Genomic DNA, 16,372 nt, shown 5'->3' on the forward strand with positions numbered 1-16,372 from the left:
AGCCGGACCGCACCGGCCGCTGTTCCGGGTCTGCGCCCTGCCCGATCAGGCGCGGCTGATCGCGTTGGCGTGGATCGCCTCGTTCAGGTACGCGGCCAGGCCCGGCGCGATGTTCTCGTAGTGCCTGGTGAACCGCTCGTCGGCCAGGTACATGTCGGCCAGTCCGGTGTGCACCTCGTACGAGCACTCGTAGAACCAGCGGCTGATGATCTGCCGGTGTTCCTCGGCCAACTCCATCGCCTCCGGGCTGTCCGCTGACGCGCCCGAGGCCAGCGCCGCGACGATCCGCCGACCCCAGTCCTCGTTCTCCGCCTTGATCCGCAGCCAGTCGTCCTTGCTGTAGCGGGAGGCCCGCCGGTTCGACTCCCGGTACGCCTCGCTGTCGCCCCAGCGCTGTTCCGCCTCGGCCTCGTGCTCCTCCGGGTTGAAGTCGCCGAAGACCTCGAACCGCTCCTCCGGGGTGAGTTGGATGTTCAACTTGCTCGCCTCCATCGCGAACTCGATCGCCGTGACCATCTCCTGCAACCGCTTGATCCGTACCGTCAGCAGGTCGTGCTGGCGACGCAGGTGCGCGGCCGGGTCGGCCGCCGGGTCGTCGATGATCGCGGCGATCTCCTCAAGCGGGAAACCCAGCTCCCGGTAGTACAGGACGAGTTGCAACCGTTCCAGGTCCGCGTCGTCGTAGCGGCGGTAGCCGGCCGTGGTCCGTCCGCTCGGCGGGAGCAACCCGATCTCGTCGTAGTGATGCAGCGTCCGTACCGTCACGCTGGCGACCTTTGCCACCTGGCCCACCGTGTACGCCATGGTTCCCCTCCCTTCCGGAAACCAGGCTCTCGCCTGCCGCTACGTGAGGGTCAAGCCCGATTCTGACCCACCATGGCGGGGCCGTCCGGTCGCCCGTACAGATAGCCCTGGCCGCGCGGGCAGCCGATCGCGGTGATCGCCTCGTGCTGGCGCTCGGTCTCCACGCCCTCGGCCACCACCGCCAGGTCGAACGCGCCGGCCAGCCGCGTGACCATCTCCACCGTGGCGTACGCCCGGTCGTCCGCCCCCAACCGGGCCACGAACGAGCGGTCGATCTTCAGCTCGGTGGCCGGGATGCGGTGCAGATAGCTCAGTGAGGAGTAACCGGTGCCGAAGTCGTCGATGGCGATCTGGATGCCCAGTTCCCGGAGCTGGCGCAGCCGCTCCAGCACCGCGTCGGTCCCCTCGATCAGCGCCGACTCGGTCAGCTCCAGGGTCAACGCGCGCGGCGCCAGCCCCGCGCTGGCGGTGGCCGCGGTGACCGTGGCGATCAGGTCCGGCCGGCGCAGATGCGCCGCGGCGATGTTCACCGCCACGGTCGCGTCCGGCGCCCGGTCCCGCCAGGTCGCCGCGGCCCGGCACGCCTCGTGGATCACCCAACGGTCGATCGGCAGGATCAGACCGGTCTCCTCGGCCAGCGGCAGGAACCGGGCCGGCGGCAGCATCCCGAGCCGGGGGTGCCGCCACCGCACCAGCGCCTCGGCGCTGCGTACCGCGCCGGTGGCCAGGTCGACGATGGGCTGGAACTCCAGGTGCAGCTGCTCCTCGTCGACCGCCCGGCGCAGGTCGGCGATCAGCTCGGCCCGGGAGACGGCCGACTCGCGCAGCGCCGGGGTGCATGTCCGGTAGGCGGACTTACCGGCCGCCTTGGCCGCGTACATGGCGATATCGGCATCGCGTAGGAGGTCGGAGTGGGAGGCGTGCTGCGGGCCGTACTCGGCGATGCCGATGCTCGCCGACGGGTGCACGCCGACGTCGTCGTCGCCGTCGGAGGGTTGCAGGGCATCCAGCAGCCGTTGGGCCAGCCGCTCGGGGGGCACGGGCCGGTCGCCGTCGACCAGCACCGCGAACTCGTCCCCGCCAAGCCGGGCGATGGTGCCGTCGCCATCCACCACGGCTCGCATCCGGGCCGCCAGCCCGGTCAGCAGGGTGTCGCCGGTGGCGTGCCCGAACCGGTCGTTGACCTGCTTGAACCCGTCCAGGTCGAGCAGCAGTACGGCCACCGGCCGGCCGTCACGCAGGGCCAGGCGCAGCCTCCGGTTGAACAGCAGCCGGTTGGGCAGCCCGGTGAGCTGGTCGCCGTACGCGAGCCGGCGCAGCCGGGCCACCAGACGCAGGTTCTCGTTGGCGGCCAGCCCCTGGCGCAGGGCGAGGGCGGCCAGCAGCACCATCATGGTCACGAAGACGAGTTGTGGGGTCTGCCCGGTTGGGCGGCGGGCCAGCACCACCGCGATGATGGCCCCTCCGACCGGCAGGTACGGCAGCGCCACCCGCCACCACGGCGGCGGAGGTGACTCGGCGGTGTCGTCGGTGCCGTCGCAGTCCAGCGGCGGTGGGTTCCGGGTCGCCAGGCCGATCAGCAGGTAGCTCAACGGCCAGCACAGGTCGATCGGGTGACCGGCGGCGTAGTCGCCGCGCGCGACCAGCGAGACGTAGACGACGTCGGCGACCACCCGGATGGTGAGGCTCGCCGCGAGCACGCTCATCGGCCGCCACACCTGCCGGGCCGGGCCGGAGACCGCGACCAGGATCGTGAGCTGCATCAGGTCGAACATCGGGTAGAGCAGCCCGAGGGTGCGCGCCGGATCGGCCAGCTCGGCGGCGGCGACGCCCCGGAACACCAGCACCCAGCCGATCGGCACCAGGGCCAGCGCGACGATCACTCCGTCCAGCAGCTTCCGGGCCCGCCCGACGGCGGTCCGTGGCGCGGAGGGCGAGCAGAGCAGCGCGGCGGTGCCGGTGAGGATGCCGGCGGTGAAGACCGCCCAGACCAGCGGGGTGTGTGGCAGGTCGCCGCCGCCGAGCCGCTGCACCGTCCAGATCGCCCGGCCGAATGCGGCGAGCGCCATGGTGACCGCCAGCAGCGTCCAGAACCGGCGCAGCGGGGCCGGATGACGGCGGACCACCCGGGCGCAGGCGACGGTGGCCCAGCCGGCGACCAGCAGCCCACCCAGGTCGCTGACCAGCGCGGCGCCGGGCAGAGCGGCGACCAGCCAGAACGCCTCCAGGAGAACCACCGCAGCCACAGCGGTCAGCCCAGCGCGTCCCGGCCGGGCCGGCGCGACGGCAACGGCCGGCCCGGCGGCCGGCACCCGTGGGACCGGCGTCAGCAGGGTCGGGTCGGTGGGGGTCGGCGGCACGTCGTTCGGCTCGGCAGGGGTGGACTCCCCCGCAGCCTGCTTCACGTCCTGTCGCGACACGGTCGCTCCGGCTCTTCGTCGTGCGTGCACCCTCGGCGGACCTGACCACGGCAAACCCCGAAAGCCTAGCCAGCGCCCGGGGTGCCCGCCAAGGTCCGGACGGCCGCGCAAATCGAGCTGGTCCGGCCACACAGGAGCGGCCGTGCGCTGATCTCGTTCCGGAGCGCGGTGAGGGTGTCGCGGGCCCGGACCCTCTGCCCTGGTACGCGCTCCTGTCGAGCTGCCCCATAAATGGGGCAGGCCGAGTGCCGCCAGGGCGGCGATAACCGGTGTGTGTGCCGGCGGAATCCGCCACGCAAGATCATCGGCATGGTCGAGCGGCGTCAATGACCGCCCTATCGGCGGCTGAAAAGATAATGGCGAAGTCGGGCGGGCATCGCGAACGTGGATCGGCGTCGCGGTGTGCGACGTGCGTACGGCATGTGCCTGGGCCTTTACTTGTTCCGGCCGTACTATCTCCCGGTGATCACCACCACCCGCCGACGGCTGGTCGCCGCGTCCATCCTCTTGGTGTTGGAGGCGGTGGCGTTCGCGCTGTTCGTCACCGAGTCCGTGACGGGTGCGATCGCCGCCGTTGGCCTCACCTGCGTGTCGTTGTGGGTGCACGTCGTCCTGCACGAGTGCGGGCACCTCGTCGCGGCGAAGCTGCTGCGCCTGCCGGTCATCGCGGTCCGGATCGCACCCTTCACCGGGTGGCGGAGCGAAGTGGCGGTCCGCCCGCCGTCGTCGGCGACCGCGTTGCCGCTGCGGATGGTGCTGTTCTACCTCGGTGGCCCGATGGCGAACCTGTGCACTGCGGCGGTGCTCGGTGCCGCAACGGCGTTGACGAGCACGGCATTGACCCGCGTCGCGCTGCTCGGCGCAGCGCTTGTTGCGGTGCTGCTCGGGGTGGTCAATCTCATTCCCGGGATATCGCCCCACAGTGACGGCCGCAACCTGCTCCGCTGGCTCTTGGCGCCAACGGCCAGCGGCGCCGCGCTAGGGGCGGGCTACTACCAGGAGGAGGTGTACAGGACGTTGCGGGCGATTGCCCGAGGGGACGTTGACGACGATCTTCTCGGAGATCCGGTTCGCGACGGCAACGACCCGCGACTCGCGCTCGCTGCCTTCGAACGGCGCTGGAGCACGGGGCACGCGCAGTCGGCGGCGGACTTCATCGCCGACGCCGAGCGCCTTGCGGCGCTGGCTCGCGCCGGCAGCACCGATCCCATGGCCGCCGCCGCAATCGGGCAGGCGCTCACCGTCCAGTTCGGGTTGTGGTACCTGCACGCCGCAGTGGTGACCAGATCGCCGGTCGAACACCGAGAGGTGTTGGAGATCTCGGAACTGGCCCAGATCGGCTTCCACGTGCAGCCGCACAGGTTGTCCGCTCGGGTCGCTATGAGCCTGGCTCACCTGCTCAACCAGCAGCCGGAGCACGCGCGGTCGCTGCTGCTCGACATTCGGCCGGGTGTTGACCCGCCGGACCTGTGCAGCGTCGCGTTTCTCCTGCGGGCCATCGCCGAGTGTTACCTCGGCAACCACGCCGATGCGGCCACCCTCATCAGGACGGCCGGCGGCGACTACCAGCAACTGACACAGGTCGTTGCCGCGATCCAGGCGGCCGATCCGGTGCCGCCCTTGTTCGCCCTGGCACCGATGGCTGACACCTGACCGGTGTGCCTGCGCCAGGTGGGCGGCGGAGGTGGGTATGCGAGGGATGTGGTCAGCGGCCGGCGGAGCGGTTCCAGGGCGAGCGGGGCAGCCTGGTGCCGGCCAGGGGACGGCGGGTGCGGCGGTGCTTCCGCCGGCCGGGGGTGCAGGGCGCGCGCGGGGCGGTGTGCACCGGAGGGCCGGAGGACGGCGGCGGCCGGCGGATCAGCCAGCAGAGGAAGCGGGCCATCTGCGGCTCAGCCGACCGGGAGACGCTCGGCGTCGGACTTGGAGATCTCGTACTGCGCCCCGCAGAACGTGCACTGCTGCGCGTACCGGGTGCGCACCGGGATGAGGGGGACGAAGAAGAGGGTGAACTTGGTCGATCGGCGGGTGATCACCTGCGCGGCGTGGTTGCCGCAGTGGCGACAGACCTGCTGCACGACCCCGGAACGGTCGACCTTGGTACGCAGACCAAAGATGAAGAACATCGCCAGCCAGTACCCACTCCAGCCCGATAAATCACCAGCACCGCCGCCGGACACGCGGCGAGCGCCGGCCCGTGGTGCGGTGGGCCGGCGCTCGCCAGGGGTGTCGCGGCGTCAGCTGGCCGCTCCGGTCGGCTCGGGCTCCAGGCCGGGGATTTCGGCGGGGAGCCAGATCGGCTGCCAGGCCGGCACCTCGTGGAAGCGTCGCAGCTCGGCCAACCCGGACACCGACCCGGTCCAGGCCCCGTACGGGGGGTTGCCCTCGTCGAAGCCGCTCTGCACGAAGGTCAGCGTGGTCCGCCCACCTGACTCGGCCAACTCCCAGCTCGTGATGCCCGTCGGCCCCCAGTCGACGCTCATCTTCCGCCCCGGCTCCAGATCGATGACCTTGGCCGCGTAGCCGGCGTCGAAGCCGCCCATGGCGTATCGGCCACCGACCCAGGGCTCGATGCCGATCGGGTAGCCGAACCAGGCGCTGGCCTGCTCGGAGTCGGTCAGCGACTGCCACACCTTGTCGGCGGGGGCGGCGATGACCAGCTCACCGCGCAGGTCTGCGGAGGTGAAGTCGGTCCGCGGCAGCAGCGACCGACCCTCCAGGTGGGCGGCCAGGTTGGCGATGGCCAGCGACCAGTAGGTCTGCAGCACGCCGCGGATGCTGGAGCCGCTCATCGCCTCGGCGAAGTCGAAGTGGCTCTGCGTCAGCGTCAGCACGGTGCTGTCCGGGCTCTCGGCGGTCAACTGGAACTCGCTCGTGGTCTCCACGCCGTCGAGCAGCCAGCTGAAGCGCAGCGTGTCGTCGTCGGCGTGCAGCAGTCGCTGGTGCGGGGCGTCGCCCTCGGGCGTGTACCGGCCCCAGAACTCGTACCGCTCGGGCAGCTCGACCTCGACGTGCTCGGCCAGCCAGAGTCGCAGCTCGGCCGGGTCGGTCAGTGCCTGGCGGACGCGCCCGACGGGCGCGGAGAGGCGGGCCTGCACCTTCATCGGTTCACTCATGGTCGTTCCCTTTCGGATAGCAGGCCACGGCGAGCTTGAAGGCATCCCCTTCGCTGCCGCCGTAGCGGGTGAACAAGTCCTGAAGTGCGGTTTGCAGGTCGTGCAGGAACTGCTGGCGCTGCTCGGCCGGCACCCGGATCTCGCCGGAGACCCCGATCGAGGGCAGCTCAGGCGCTGCCCGGTCCAGGCCGGCGATGTCGGCCTGGACCTCCTCCATCAGGTCGAGCAGGTAGCCCAGGCTCAGCTCGTCGCGGGCCCGGCGCAGCCCGATCCGGCCGACCAGCCGGGGGGAGAGCCAGTAGGACCGGGCGGCGGCCTGGTAGATGCCCTCGGTGATGCCGCGAACCTTGCGCTCGTTGACCAGGTCGACCAGGCCGGCCGCGACGAGCTGCTTGACGTGGTAGTAGACGCGCTGCGGCGTCTGGTCGAGTCGGGCCGCGATCTCGGTGCAGGTGCGCGGCTCGGCCAGTTGCCGCAGCACCGCGACGCGCTGCGGCTTGAGCAGGGCTTCGGCCTGCTCAATCTGCTCCAGGTACAGGACGTCTCTCATGGCAAAATCAGTTTGTACGTACAAAACTTGTTTGTCAATCGGTTCGCCAAAAGCCGCGCCGACTTTTCGGCGCGGCTTCAGGCGGTGACGGTCAGGGCAGCCAGTCGGGCCGCAGCGGGTAGCTGCTCTGACCCTCCGGGCCGTTGTGGGTGGCCAGCACCTGGTGCAGCTGGATGCCGTTGCGCTCGAACGCCATCCGCGACCCGGCCATGTACAGCCCCCACACCCGGGCGGTGCCCGCGCCCACCTCGGACACGCAGAAGTCCCAGTGCTCGACCAGGTTGCGACACCAGGCGGCCAGCGTCAGCGCGTAGTGCTGGCGCAGGTTCTCCTCGTGGTGCACCTCCAGCCCGGCGTCGTGCACCTCGCTGATCAGCCGACCCGGCCCGGCCAGCTCACCGTCCGGGAAGACGTACCGGTCGATGAACGCTCCGGAGCGGTGCGGCGCCCGATTGTCCGCCCGGGTGATGCAGTGGTTGAGCAGCCGCCCGCCCTGCCGCAGCCGATCGCGCAGCGCCCCGAAGTAGGCAGGGTAGTTGCGCACCCCGATGTGCTCGGTCAGCCCGATCGAGGAGATGGCGTCGAACTGCTCCGCAGGCGCGTCCCGGTAGTCCAGGTGCCGCACCTCGGCCAGCTCGGTCAGCCCCTCCCGCTCGATCGCGGCCTGCGCCCACTGGGCCTGCGCCTTCGACAGGGTCACCCCGAGCGCCTTGACGCCGTACTCGCGCGCGGCGTGCCGGACCATGCCACCCCAGCCGCAGCCCACATCGAGCAGCCGCATCCCCTGCTTGAGCGCCAGCTTGCCGGCGACCAGGTCGTACTTCGCCGCCTGGGCCTGCTCCAGGGAGTCGTCCGGGGACCGGTACACCGCGCAGGTGTACGTCATCGACGGGCCGAGCACCTTCTCGTAGAACGCATTGGAGACGTCGTAGTGGTGCGAGATGGCGGTGCTGTCCCGGACGCGCGAGTGCCGCAGCCCGTTCATCACCCGCTTCCAGCGCGGCTGCGCCTCCTGCGGCGGGGCCGGTGGCGGCAGCAGCCGCTCCCAGCCCAGCCTGCGGGCCAGCGCCAGCCCCTCCGTCAACGACGGTGGGCGCAGCCGCAGCTCATCCTTGAGCACCCGCAGCGCCTCGTACGGGTCGCCCTCGTGCACTCCCTGCAACGCCAGGTCGCCACTGACGTAGGCCCGGGCCATGCCCAGGTCGCCGGGGGCGGTGAGCAGGTACGACAGGCCCCGCTCGGAGCGGATCGCCAGGGTGATCCCGGCGTCGGCCGGGCCGACGGCGCTGCCGTCGTACCCGGTGATCCGCACCGGCAGTGGCCCTGCGGTGACGGCACGGACCACGTCCGCCACAGTCGGAACCGCTTGCCGGCCCCCCGCCGGCGGGGTGGCGGGGACGCTCGCCGCCCCCTGATCTCGGTCGGTCAGGCTCATGCTCGTGCTACCGCCTTTTCGTACAGTCCCGTCAGCCGGTGGTCCGGGTCGTAGCGGTCCTTCACCGCGCGCCAGGTCTCGCCGCCGTAGAGGCGATCGAAGGCGTCCCGGTCGTAGTACGCGTCGGAGTAGAGCGACTTGTGCCCGCCCGACTCCGACACCCTGCGTTCGATCGTGCGGTTGACGTCGCCGTCGGCGGCGCCCGGCGCGATCGGCACGCTCCCCCAGAACCCAATGTTGACGTAGTCCTGCCCCGGCCGGAGTGGATACAGCGGCCAGGACCGCGCGGAGCCCGGACCCTCCGGCTCGCGCAGGCGCAACGGACAGAGCCACACCGGATTCATCCCCACCGCGCCGGCGAACCAGCGCAGGAAGTCAGCCGTACGTTCGAGCGGAACCTCCACGTCCTGCACCACCCGCTCCCGGGCCGGCTGGCCGCGCAGCCGGTCGATCCGGGCCGCCACCTGGTGCCGATGCTCGAGCCGGACGAGGCGGTGATACACGTCGCTGCGCCGGTAGCGGGCCGGCCAGAGCCGGCGCACCACCGGGTGCTGCGCGCCGAAAGCCGCCGAGCACCAGAACCAGTCGGTGTCCCAGCGCCAGAGATAGTCGTACGCGGTGAGCACGTCGCGGGTGCGCTGGCGCAGCGACCGGTAGTAGATCCCCTGGCCGGTGTAGTCGCTGGGCGGCTCGGCCGCGTCGGTGAACGTGGCCAGCACCAGGTACGCCTCGCCGGGGCTGAACATCACCCCGTCCATCGCGTCGACCGGCTCGCCGGCCCAGGACCGGGTCGCGGTCACCTCGGCGATCGCGTCGGTGAGCGCCTCCAACTGGGTGAACCGGATGTTGCGCAACGCCACGTACCGGCCGACCGGCTGCAGCTCGATGCGCAGCCGGGTGGCGTAGCCGAGGCTGCCCAGCGAGTTGGGGAACGCGGTGAACAGGTCGGCGTGCTCGCCGTCCGGCCGGGCCGTGATGATCTCGCCCGAGCCGGTGAGCACATCCAGCTCTCGTACCGACTCGTGCGGCAGGCCGTTGCGGAAGGAGGTCGACTCGATCCCGAGGCCGGTCACCGCCCCACCCAGGGTGATGGTGCGCAGCTGCGGCACCACCAGCGGCATCAGCCCGTGCGGCAGCGTCGCGTCGACCAGGTCCTCGTAGGTGCACATGCCCTGCACGTCGGCGGTACGCCCGGTCGGGTCGACCGAGAGCACCCGGCCGAGGCCGCTCACGTCGAGCCCCGGAGTTCGGGGAGCGGACCGGGGACGGAACAGGTTGGAGGTCCGTTTGGCAAGCCGGACAGGCTCGCCAGTGGGCACCGCGGCGTACGACCGCCGCAACGTGGCCACCGCTTGATCATGGTCAATCGAGGGATCCACACGCTCAGCGCGCATGTGATCACCTTACGCCCGTACCCAGGATTCGGTGGGATGTCGACGACGGCCGTTTCCCGTCCAGTGGCTGGCCGGGCGGTTACCGTGGCGGGCATGCCGTCGCCCGCGATCACCGCCCTGGACGCCGCCGGCCTGCCCTACCGACTGGTCAGCCACGGCCCGGTCGCCAGCCTGGCGGAGGCCGCCGCCGCCCGGGGCGTGGCCGTCCCGGACGTGGTCAAGACGATCGTGGTCCGCCGCGGCGCGGACGACCACCTGTTCGTGCTCACCCCCGGCGACCGGGTCGTCTCCTGGCCCAAGCTGCGCGCTCTGCTCGGGGTGCACCGTCTCTCCATGCCGGACGCGGCCGGCGCCCTCGCCGCCACCGGCTACGAGCGCGGCACCATCACCCCGTTCGGCGCGAGCACCCCCTGGCCGGTGATCGCCGACGAGCGGCTGCGCGGCCGGGAGATCACCCTGGGCGCCGGCGAGCGCGGACTCGCCATCGCGGTCGACGCCGACGCCACGATCGCCGCTCTCGCGGCCACCGTGGCCGATGTCACCGACCCACAGCCGACCCGGTGAGCCTCCCCGCACCGACCACTGTCATCGTCGGTAGCACGGCCTAGTGTTGGTCTCATGCCAAAAGCCATGTGGAACGACCTGGTCGTCGCCGAGAGCGACGACACCGTGCTGGTGGAGGGCAACCACTACTTCCCCCGCTCCGCCCTGCGCGACGAACTGATCCAAGAGTCCGCGACGCACACCGTCTGCCCGTGGAAGGGCACCGCCTCCTACTACACCCTCGAGCACGAGGGCAGCACCAGCGAGGACGCGGTCTGGTACTACCCGGAGCCGAAGCCCGACGCCGAGATGGTGCGCGACCGGGTGGCGTTCTGGAAGGACGTCCGGGTCGTCGACTGACCCGTCCGCCGTGGCGGCCGGCCGCCGGTGTCCGACTGGCCCCGGCCCGCCGCCGTGGGTGAGGATGGCTCGCATGTCCGCGCCCGAGGAACGCCCCGACCCCGCCGGCACCGTCTACGGCGGTCGCCGGGCGCCCCGTTCCGGCCTGCTGAGCGACCCGCTGCTGCGGGTGGCGCTGGCGGTCGGGCTGGTCGGCGTACTCCTGGGGGTGGTCTTCGCCACCGGGCTGTTCGACGGTGACGACGAGCCGGTGGTGCCGGCGACGGTCGGCGCCCCGACCAGCGCGGCCGAGCCCACGACCCCGGCGGCCGAGCCGAGCCCGACCGCTGCGGCCGAGCCGTCACCGACCCCGGCGGCCACCACCCCGGCCGCCCCGGCCACCGGCCCCAAGGTGCTGCGGGCCGCCTCCGGGCTCTGCCTCGGGCTGGACGGCGACGGCGAGAAGGCCGAAGCCGAGTTGGCCGCGTGCACGGGCGGCCCGGAGCAGCAGTGGGTGGTCAACCCGGCCGGCGCGGACGTGGTGACGCTGACGAACGCCGCCTACGGGCAGTGCCTCGACGTCGAGGGCGGCAGTGCGGACGACGGCGCCCGGATGCAGCAGTTCCCCTGCCACGGCCAGGTCAACCAGCAGTGGCGGCTGACCGCCACCGGCACCGGCCCGGTGCTGCTGGTCGCGGTGCACAGCGGCAAGTGCGGGCAGGCCGACGACGACGGCGCCGAGGCCGGGGACGAGGTCCGGCAGCGGTCCTGCGACGGTCGGCCCGCCCAGCAGTGGACCCTCGGCTGACCGCCCGGCCTCAGCCCCGGAAGCTCCACGCCCGGGGCGCGGTGGCGGCGACCAGCACGGCCTCCGGCACCGGCCGGCCCGGCCGCCTGCGCAGCAGCAGCGACAGACCGGCCGCGCCGATCGACAGGGCGCCGGCCACGTACCAGGCCATCGCGTAGTCGCCGAGCCGGTCCCGGACCAGCCCCGCGCCGGTCGCCGCGAACGCCGCGCCGAACTGGTGGGCGGCGAACACCCAGCCGAACACCACAGCACCGGCGCTGCCGAAGTACTCCCGGCACAGCGCCACGGTGGGCGGCACGGTGGCCACCCAGTCCAGGCCGTAGAAGATGATGAACACCAGCATGCTCGGCTTGGCGGTGCCGGCGAACAGGCTCGGCAGCACCAGCAGGGACGCCCCGCGCAGTGCGTAGTAGGCGCCGAGCAGCAGGCGGCTGTCCACCCGGTCGGTCAGCCAACCGGAGGCGATCGTGCCGACGATGTCGAAGAGCCCGACCAGGGCGAGCAGCCCGGCGGCGGTGGTCTCGGTCATGCCGTGGTCATGCGCGGCCGGCACGAAGTGCGTACCGACGAGGCCGTTGGTGGTCGCGCCGCAAATCGCGAAACCCCCGGCCAGCAGCCAGAACGGTCGGGTCCGGGCCGCGGCAGCCAGCGCACCCAGCGCCCGGCTCGCCGCACCGCCGGTCGCCGGTGGCGCCGCGACGACCTCTGTCGCGCCGTAGGCGGGCCGGTCGAGATCCGCCGGGTGCTCGCGCAGCAGCCACACCACCAGGGGTACGACCGCCAGCGCGGCTCCGGCCACGACGAGCGCCGCCGTGCGCCAGCCGTGGTCGCGCACCAGCACCGCGATCAGCGGCAGGAAGACCAGTTGCCCGGCCGCCCCGCCGGCGGTCAGCACCCCGGTGACCAGGCCCCGCCGGCGGACGAACCAACGCCCGGTGACGGTGGCCACGAAGGCCAGCGCCATCGAGCCGGTGCCCAGCCCGACCAGTACGCCCCAGCAGAGCAGCAGCTGCCAGCTGGCGGTCATGAAGACCGTCAGCCCACTGCCGGCGGCGACCAGCAGCAACGCCACCGAGACCACCCGGCGGATGCCGAACCGGTCCATCAGCGCGGCGGCGAACGGCGCGGTGAGCCCGTAGAGCAGCAGGTTGACCGAGACGGCCGCGGAGATGGTGGCCAGTGGCCAGCCGAACTCCTCATGCAGGGGGTGCAGCAGCACCGAGGGGGTGGCGCGGAACCCGGCCGCGCCGACCAGCGCCACGAAGGCGACGGCGGCGACCAGCCAGGCGGGATGCAGGCGGCGGTTCTTGGACACGCGACCAGTCTGGGCGGCGCCTCCGGCAGCGACGAGTGGCCGGAAAGCCATCATGCGCAATAATCGGGCCATGACCGCGCGCCCGCACCGGATCGCCGTACTCGCCCTGGACCAGGTGGTCGGCCTCGACCTCGGCACCCCGTCCCAGGTCTTCAGCACCGCCCGGAGCGCCGACGAGACGCCCTTCTACGACGTGCGGATCTGCACGCCGGATGGCGGGGCGGTCCGCAGCACCGCCGGCTTCCAGGTGCTCCCGGACCACGGGCTGGAACTGCTCGACACCGCCGACACGGTGATCGTCCCGGGCATCCACGGCGGCAGCGCGTTGACCTTGGGGACCCTCGAACCGGAGGTGGCCGAGGCGCTGCGGTCGGCGTACCGACGGGGTGCCCGGGTGATGTCGATCTGCACCGGGGCGTTCGTGCTGGCCGCCGCCGGGCTGCTCGACGGGCGTCGAGCCACCACCCACTGGGCGTACGCGGAGCGGTTCCGCCGGCTGCACGCCCGGGTCGACCTCGACCCGGGCGTGCTCTTCATCGGCGACGACCGGGTGCTCACCTCGGCCGGAGTGGCCGCCGGCATCGACCTCTGCCTGCACGTCATCCGCCTCGACCACGGCAGCGAGGTGGCCAACCGGGCGGCCCGCCGCTGTGTGATGCCGCCCTGGCGGGACGGCGGCCAGGCGCAGTACATCGAGCAGCCGGTGCCGAAGGCCACCGACACCAGCACCGCCGGCGCGCGGGAGTGGGCCCGGCAGCGGCTGCACGAGTCGATCGCGCTGCGCGACCTGGCCGAGCAGGCCCGGATGAGCGTGCGCACCTTCACCCGGCGCTTCCGCTCGGAGACCGGGCTGAGCCCGGCACAGTGGCTGCTCCAACAGCGCACCGACCACGCCCGGCTGCTGCTGGAGACCACCGACCTCACCGTCGACCAGATCGCCCACCACTGTGGCTTCGGCACCACCGCCGCCCTGCGCCAGCGACTACATCAGCGCGTCGGCGTAGCCCCCTCCACCTACCGCCGCACGTTCCACCCACGCCCGGAGTTGATCGACACCTGATCCGCCCCGCGCGGCGGGCCGAGCCCGTCACTGCGACAAGCCTGATACCTGTGAGCATTTTGATGACTCACAGGTACCACGCTCAGCAGACCGGGTTGCCCAACCCACGCCACGCCCGAACGGCTGCGCAGGCACGACACGTCTCAAGGGCTGCGCAGCATGTGGAGCTGGGCCTGGTGTTTGGGGAGATGGACCCGGGTGTGCAGGTCGAGGGTGCGGGACCAGGGCAGCGGCTCCTCGACGATCAGGTCGAAGCCCTCGCGCAGGTGGGTCTCGACCGACGTCTCCGCCGCCAGGCCCAGTCGGTCCACCAGCGCGCACAGCCGGTCGCTGGTGCCGTGCAGCAGCGCGGTCAGGCCGCGCAGGCCACCATGCTCGGCGACCAGCGCGTCGAGCTGCGGGCGGTGCATGTCATCCAGGTCGTAGTAGGCGAACGTCGAACCGGCCAGCAACGCCTCGGTGGCCTGGATCATCAGCTCGTCGTTGGCGACCAGGTGCGCGACGATCTGCTCGGCGCTGAGCTGACCCTCCGGCGGCGGACCGAACCCCGCCGCGTCGATCTCCGCGAACACCGCGTCATACGCCCGCCGCAGCCCCCCGCTCTCCACACCCCCAGTCAACCGCGCCCCGCGGGGGTTAGCGGCGGGATTGGCGGGAGCGGAGGTAGTCGCTCACCACGTATTCGCCCAGATCGTCGGTGTCCGGGGTGAACACCCGACCGCGGCTGCGCCGGGCCACCGCGTCGACGAACCGGCGCAGACCGGGATCGTCGCCGAGCATGAACAGGTTGAGCGTGGCGCCGTAGCGGCTGAGCCGGTCCACCTCTCGGACGGTCGCCTCGATCGTCTCCGGCAGCGGCGGCCAGTGGAACAGCGCCTCCCCGTCGTCCGGGTCCAGGTGGGCGGTCGGCTCCCCGTCGGTGACCACCAGCACCACCGGCTCGGCGTCGGGGTGCCGCCGCAGGTGCCGGCCGGCCAGCCGCAGCGCGTGCTGGAGGTTCGTGCCCTGTTCCCCGTCCGGCTCCACGGCGGCCAACTCCTGCTGGCTGAGCGTCATCGCCTCCCGGCCGAAACCCACGATCTGCAGAGCGTCCTGCGGGAACCGGGTCTCCATCAGGTGCGCCAGCGCCAGCGCCGTCTGTTTCATCGGCCCCCAACGACCCTGGGAGATCATCGAGTACGAGAGGTCGACGCAGAGCACCACCGCCGCGGAGGCCCGCTTCTCGGTCTCCACCACCTCGAAGTCGTCCACCGCGAGCTGCACCGGCACACTCGGCCCGCCCCGGCTGACCGCCCGGGTCAGCGTGCGAACCACGTCCAACGGCTGCTCGTCCCCGTACTGCCAGGGTCGGGACGCACCGCTGACCTCGCCGGCGGCGCCCGCCGAACGCAGGTCGTGCTGGCCGCGTGGCCCGGCGGTCAGCTCGGAGAAGACCCGTCGCAGCGCGGTCCCGCCGAGTCGGCGCAGCGCCTTCGGGCTGAGCGTGAGCCCGCCCGCGTCGCGGCTCACCCAGCCCTGCCGGCGTAGCTCCCGCTCCAACTCGCGCAGCCGGCGGACCTCGTCGGCGGCGTCCCGGCCCAGCGTCCGGGCCACGGCGTCGACGTCCACGTCGTCGAGGGTGGCCCCGGGGTGTTCCTGGTCGAGCTGGTCCAGCAGGTCGTCCAGCTCGCCGATCTCACTCAACGCGCCGGCCGCGTCGGCGTAGCCCAGCGGCTGCTCGCCCCGGACCCGCTCGCCGCGCCCCCACCGCAGATCCGGCCGCAGCGCCCGCAGGTTCGCGTCCAGCGCGGACAACTCCCCGGCCAGCCGGTCGCCGAGCGACTGCTGCATCAGCCCGGACAGCTCGGCGCGCTGCCGATCGGAGAGCGAGTTCATCAGCCGCTCGCCGGCCGCCGAACGGCGGGCCAGCACGTCGATCAGCTCGTCGACGGTCTCCGGCCGTTCCGGGAAGAAGTCGCCGTGCCGGCGCATGAACTCGGCGAACGCGTCGGTGGTGTCCTCCGCGCGGCCGTGCCGGGCCAGCAGGTCGTTCAGGTCCCGCATCATCTCGGCGAGCCGCTGCTGGGTGGCCGGGTCGGCGGACGCGCGCACCGCGTCCCGCAGCCCGGCGAAACGCTGGCCGAGCACGTCGTCGCGGAGCTGGTCGAGGATCTGCTGGTACGACCGGCGGGCGTCCTCGCTGGCCCACTGGTAACCGGCCAGCTCCTCCACGGCACGCGCCGTGGAGCGGGGCAGGTTGTCCAGCACGGACTCGGCGAACCGCGCCGCGTCGTCGTCGCGCCCCCGCAGCTCGTCCCGCTCGGCGGCGAGGGCCTGGTCGAGGAGTGCCTGTGCCCGGGTCACCGCGCCGTCCAGATCGCCCCGCCGCAGCGCCTCCCGGCGCAGCCGCCGGGCTCGGGCGGCCAGGTCGTCCAGCCCGCCACGCCCCTGCGGGCCACGGCGCAGCAGGTCGCGCAGCGCCTCGCGCAGGCTGCCGCCGGCCAGCACCTCGGCGCCGACCGCGTCCACCGCCTCTTGCACGTCGTACGGGGGCGCGAGCGGGTCGGGCCCGCCGCGCCACTGCCCGTACCGGAACCGGTTGCCGGCCACGG

At 72.4% G+C, this 16,372-nt stretch carries 15 protein-coding genes; 5 read left to right on the top strand and 10 right to left on the bottom strand.

The annotated features are described in order from the left end of the window. Nucleotides 1-45 precede the first annotated feature (45 nt). Together OG990_RS24160 and OG990_RS24165 are read right to left on the bottom strand one after the other, a co-directional pair. Nucleotides 46-804 carry a MerR family transcriptional regulator gene (locus tag OG990_RS24160; protein ID WP_406077267.1) on the bottom strand — a complete coding sequence of 253 codons (759 nt, stop codon included), beginning with the start codon at nucleotides 802-804 and terminating at the stop codon, nucleotides 46-48. A gap of 50 nt (nucleotides 805-854) precedes the next feature. Beyond that, nucleotides 855-3,224, bottom strand: a complete 2,370-nt coding sequence (locus OG990_RS24165; RefSeq protein ID WP_406077268.1) for a putative bifunctional diguanylate cyclase/phosphodiesterase — start codon at nucleotides 3,222-3,224, stop codon at nucleotides 855-857. A gap of 522 nt (nucleotides 3,225-3,746) precedes the next feature. On the opposite strand from OG990_RS24165, the gene OG990_RS24170 reads away from it, so the two are divergent. After that, nucleotides 3,747-4,877 carry a hypothetical protein gene (locus OG990_RS24170; RefSeq protein WP_406077269.1) on the top strand — a complete coding sequence of 377 codons (1,131 nt, stop codon included), beginning with the start codon at nucleotides 3,747-3,749 and terminating at the stop codon, nucleotides 4,875-4,877. A gap of 236 nt (nucleotides 4,878-5,113) precedes the next feature. On the opposite strand, the gene OG990_RS24175 is transcribed toward OG990_RS24170, so the two are convergent. The 5 genes from OG990_RS24175 to OG990_RS24195 all read right to left on the bottom strand — a co-directional run bounded on the left by OG990_RS24175 (nucleotide 5,114) and on the right by OG990_RS24195 (nucleotide 9,716). Next, nucleotides 5,114-5,347 (bottom strand): zinc-ribbon domain-containing protein, encoded by a 234-nt coding sequence (locus OG990_RS24175; RefSeq protein WP_355606696.1) that lies wholly within the window; start codon nucleotides 5,345-5,347, stop codon nucleotides 5,114-5,116. 111 nt (nucleotides 5,348-5,458) lie between these two features. After that, the gene (locus tag OG990_RS24180; protein ID WP_406077270.1) at nucleotides 5,459-6,337 is read right to left on the bottom strand and encodes an SRPBCC family protein; all 879 of its coding nucleotides are present in this window, start codon (nucleotides 6,335-6,337) and stop codon (nucleotides 5,459-5,461) included. Next, nucleotides 6,330-6,887, bottom strand: a complete 558-nt coding sequence (locus tag OG990_RS24185; RefSeq protein WP_355606691.1) for a helix-turn-helix domain-containing protein — start codon at nucleotides 6,885-6,887, stop codon at nucleotides 6,330-6,332. Before OG990_RS24185 ends, OG990_RS24180 begins: the two co-directional genes overlap by 8 nt. Nucleotides 6,888-6,978: 91 nt before the next feature. Then, nucleotides 6,979-8,322 carry a class I SAM-dependent methyltransferase gene (locus tag OG990_RS24190; protein WP_406077271.1) on the bottom strand — a complete coding sequence of 448 codons (1,344 nt, stop codon included), beginning with the start codon at nucleotides 8,320-8,322 and terminating at the stop codon, nucleotides 6,979-6,981. Next, nucleotides 8,319-9,716 (bottom strand): FAD-binding oxidoreductase, encoded by a 1,398-nt coding sequence (locus tag OG990_RS24195; RefSeq protein WP_328423848.1) that lies wholly within the window; start codon nucleotides 9,714-9,716, stop codon nucleotides 8,319-8,321. Before OG990_RS24195 ends, OG990_RS24190 begins: the two co-directional genes overlap by 4 nt. A gap of 93 nt (nucleotides 9,717-9,809) precedes the next feature. Here OG990_RS24195 and OG990_RS24200 point away from each other — a divergent pair, with 93 nt between their 5' ends. From OG990_RS24200 to OG990_RS24210, 3 genes are all read left to right on the top strand, one after another. Continuing rightward, nucleotides 9,810-10,280, top strand: coding sequence for an aminoacyl-tRNA deacylase (locus OG990_RS24200; protein ID WP_406077272.1), 471 nt, complete (start codon nucleotides 9,810-9,812; stop codon nucleotides 10,278-10,280). Nucleotides 10,281-10,334: 54 nt separating this feature from the next. After that, complete coding sequence (locus OG990_RS24205; protein WP_406077273.1) at nucleotides 10,335-10,619, top strand: DUF427 domain-containing protein; 285 nt, start codon at nucleotides 10,335-10,337, stop codon at nucleotides 10,617-10,619. A gap of 73 nt (nucleotides 10,620-10,692) precedes the next feature. Further along, complete coding sequence (locus tag OG990_RS24210) at nucleotides 10,693-11,406, top strand: RICIN domain-containing protein (RefSeq protein ID WP_406077274.1); 714 nt, start codon at nucleotides 10,693-10,695, stop codon at nucleotides 11,404-11,406. 10 nt (nucleotides 11,407-11,416) lie between these two features. On the opposite strand, the gene OG990_RS24215 is transcribed toward OG990_RS24210, so the two are convergent. Further along, on the bottom strand, nucleotides 11,417-12,772 hold the full coding sequence (locus tag OG990_RS24215) for an MFS transporter (protein ID WP_406081860.1): 1,356 nt from the start codon (nucleotides 12,770-12,772) through the stop codon (nucleotides 11,417-11,419). Between the two features lies 1 nt (nucleotide 12,773). On the opposite strand from OG990_RS24215, the gene OG990_RS24220 reads away from it, so the two are divergent. Next, the gene (locus OG990_RS24220; protein WP_406077275.1) at nucleotides 12,774-13,781 is read left to right on the top strand and encodes a GlxA family transcriptional regulator; all 1,008 of its coding nucleotides are present in this window, start codon (nucleotides 12,774-12,776) and stop codon (nucleotides 13,779-13,781) included. A gap of 143 nt (nucleotides 13,782-13,924) precedes the next feature. On the opposite strand, the gene OG990_RS24225 is transcribed toward OG990_RS24220, so the two are convergent. Beyond that, on the bottom strand, nucleotides 13,925-14,389 hold the full coding sequence (locus tag OG990_RS24225; RefSeq protein WP_328423836.1) for a hypothetical protein: 465 nt from the start codon (nucleotides 14,387-14,389) through the stop codon (nucleotides 13,925-13,927). 28 nt (nucleotides 14,390-14,417) lie between these two features. Next, nucleotides 14,418-16,370 (bottom strand): vWA domain-containing protein, encoded by a 1,953-nt coding sequence (locus OG990_RS24230; RefSeq protein ID WP_406077276.1) that lies wholly within the window; start codon nucleotides 16,368-16,370, stop codon nucleotides 14,418-14,420. Nucleotides 16,371-16,372 lie beyond the last annotated feature (2 nt).

The organism is Micromonospora sp. NBC_00858 (assembly GCF_045207365.1).
Taxonomy (GTDB): domain Bacteria; phylum Actinomycetota; class Actinomycetes; order Mycobacteriales; family Micromonosporaceae; genus Micromonospora.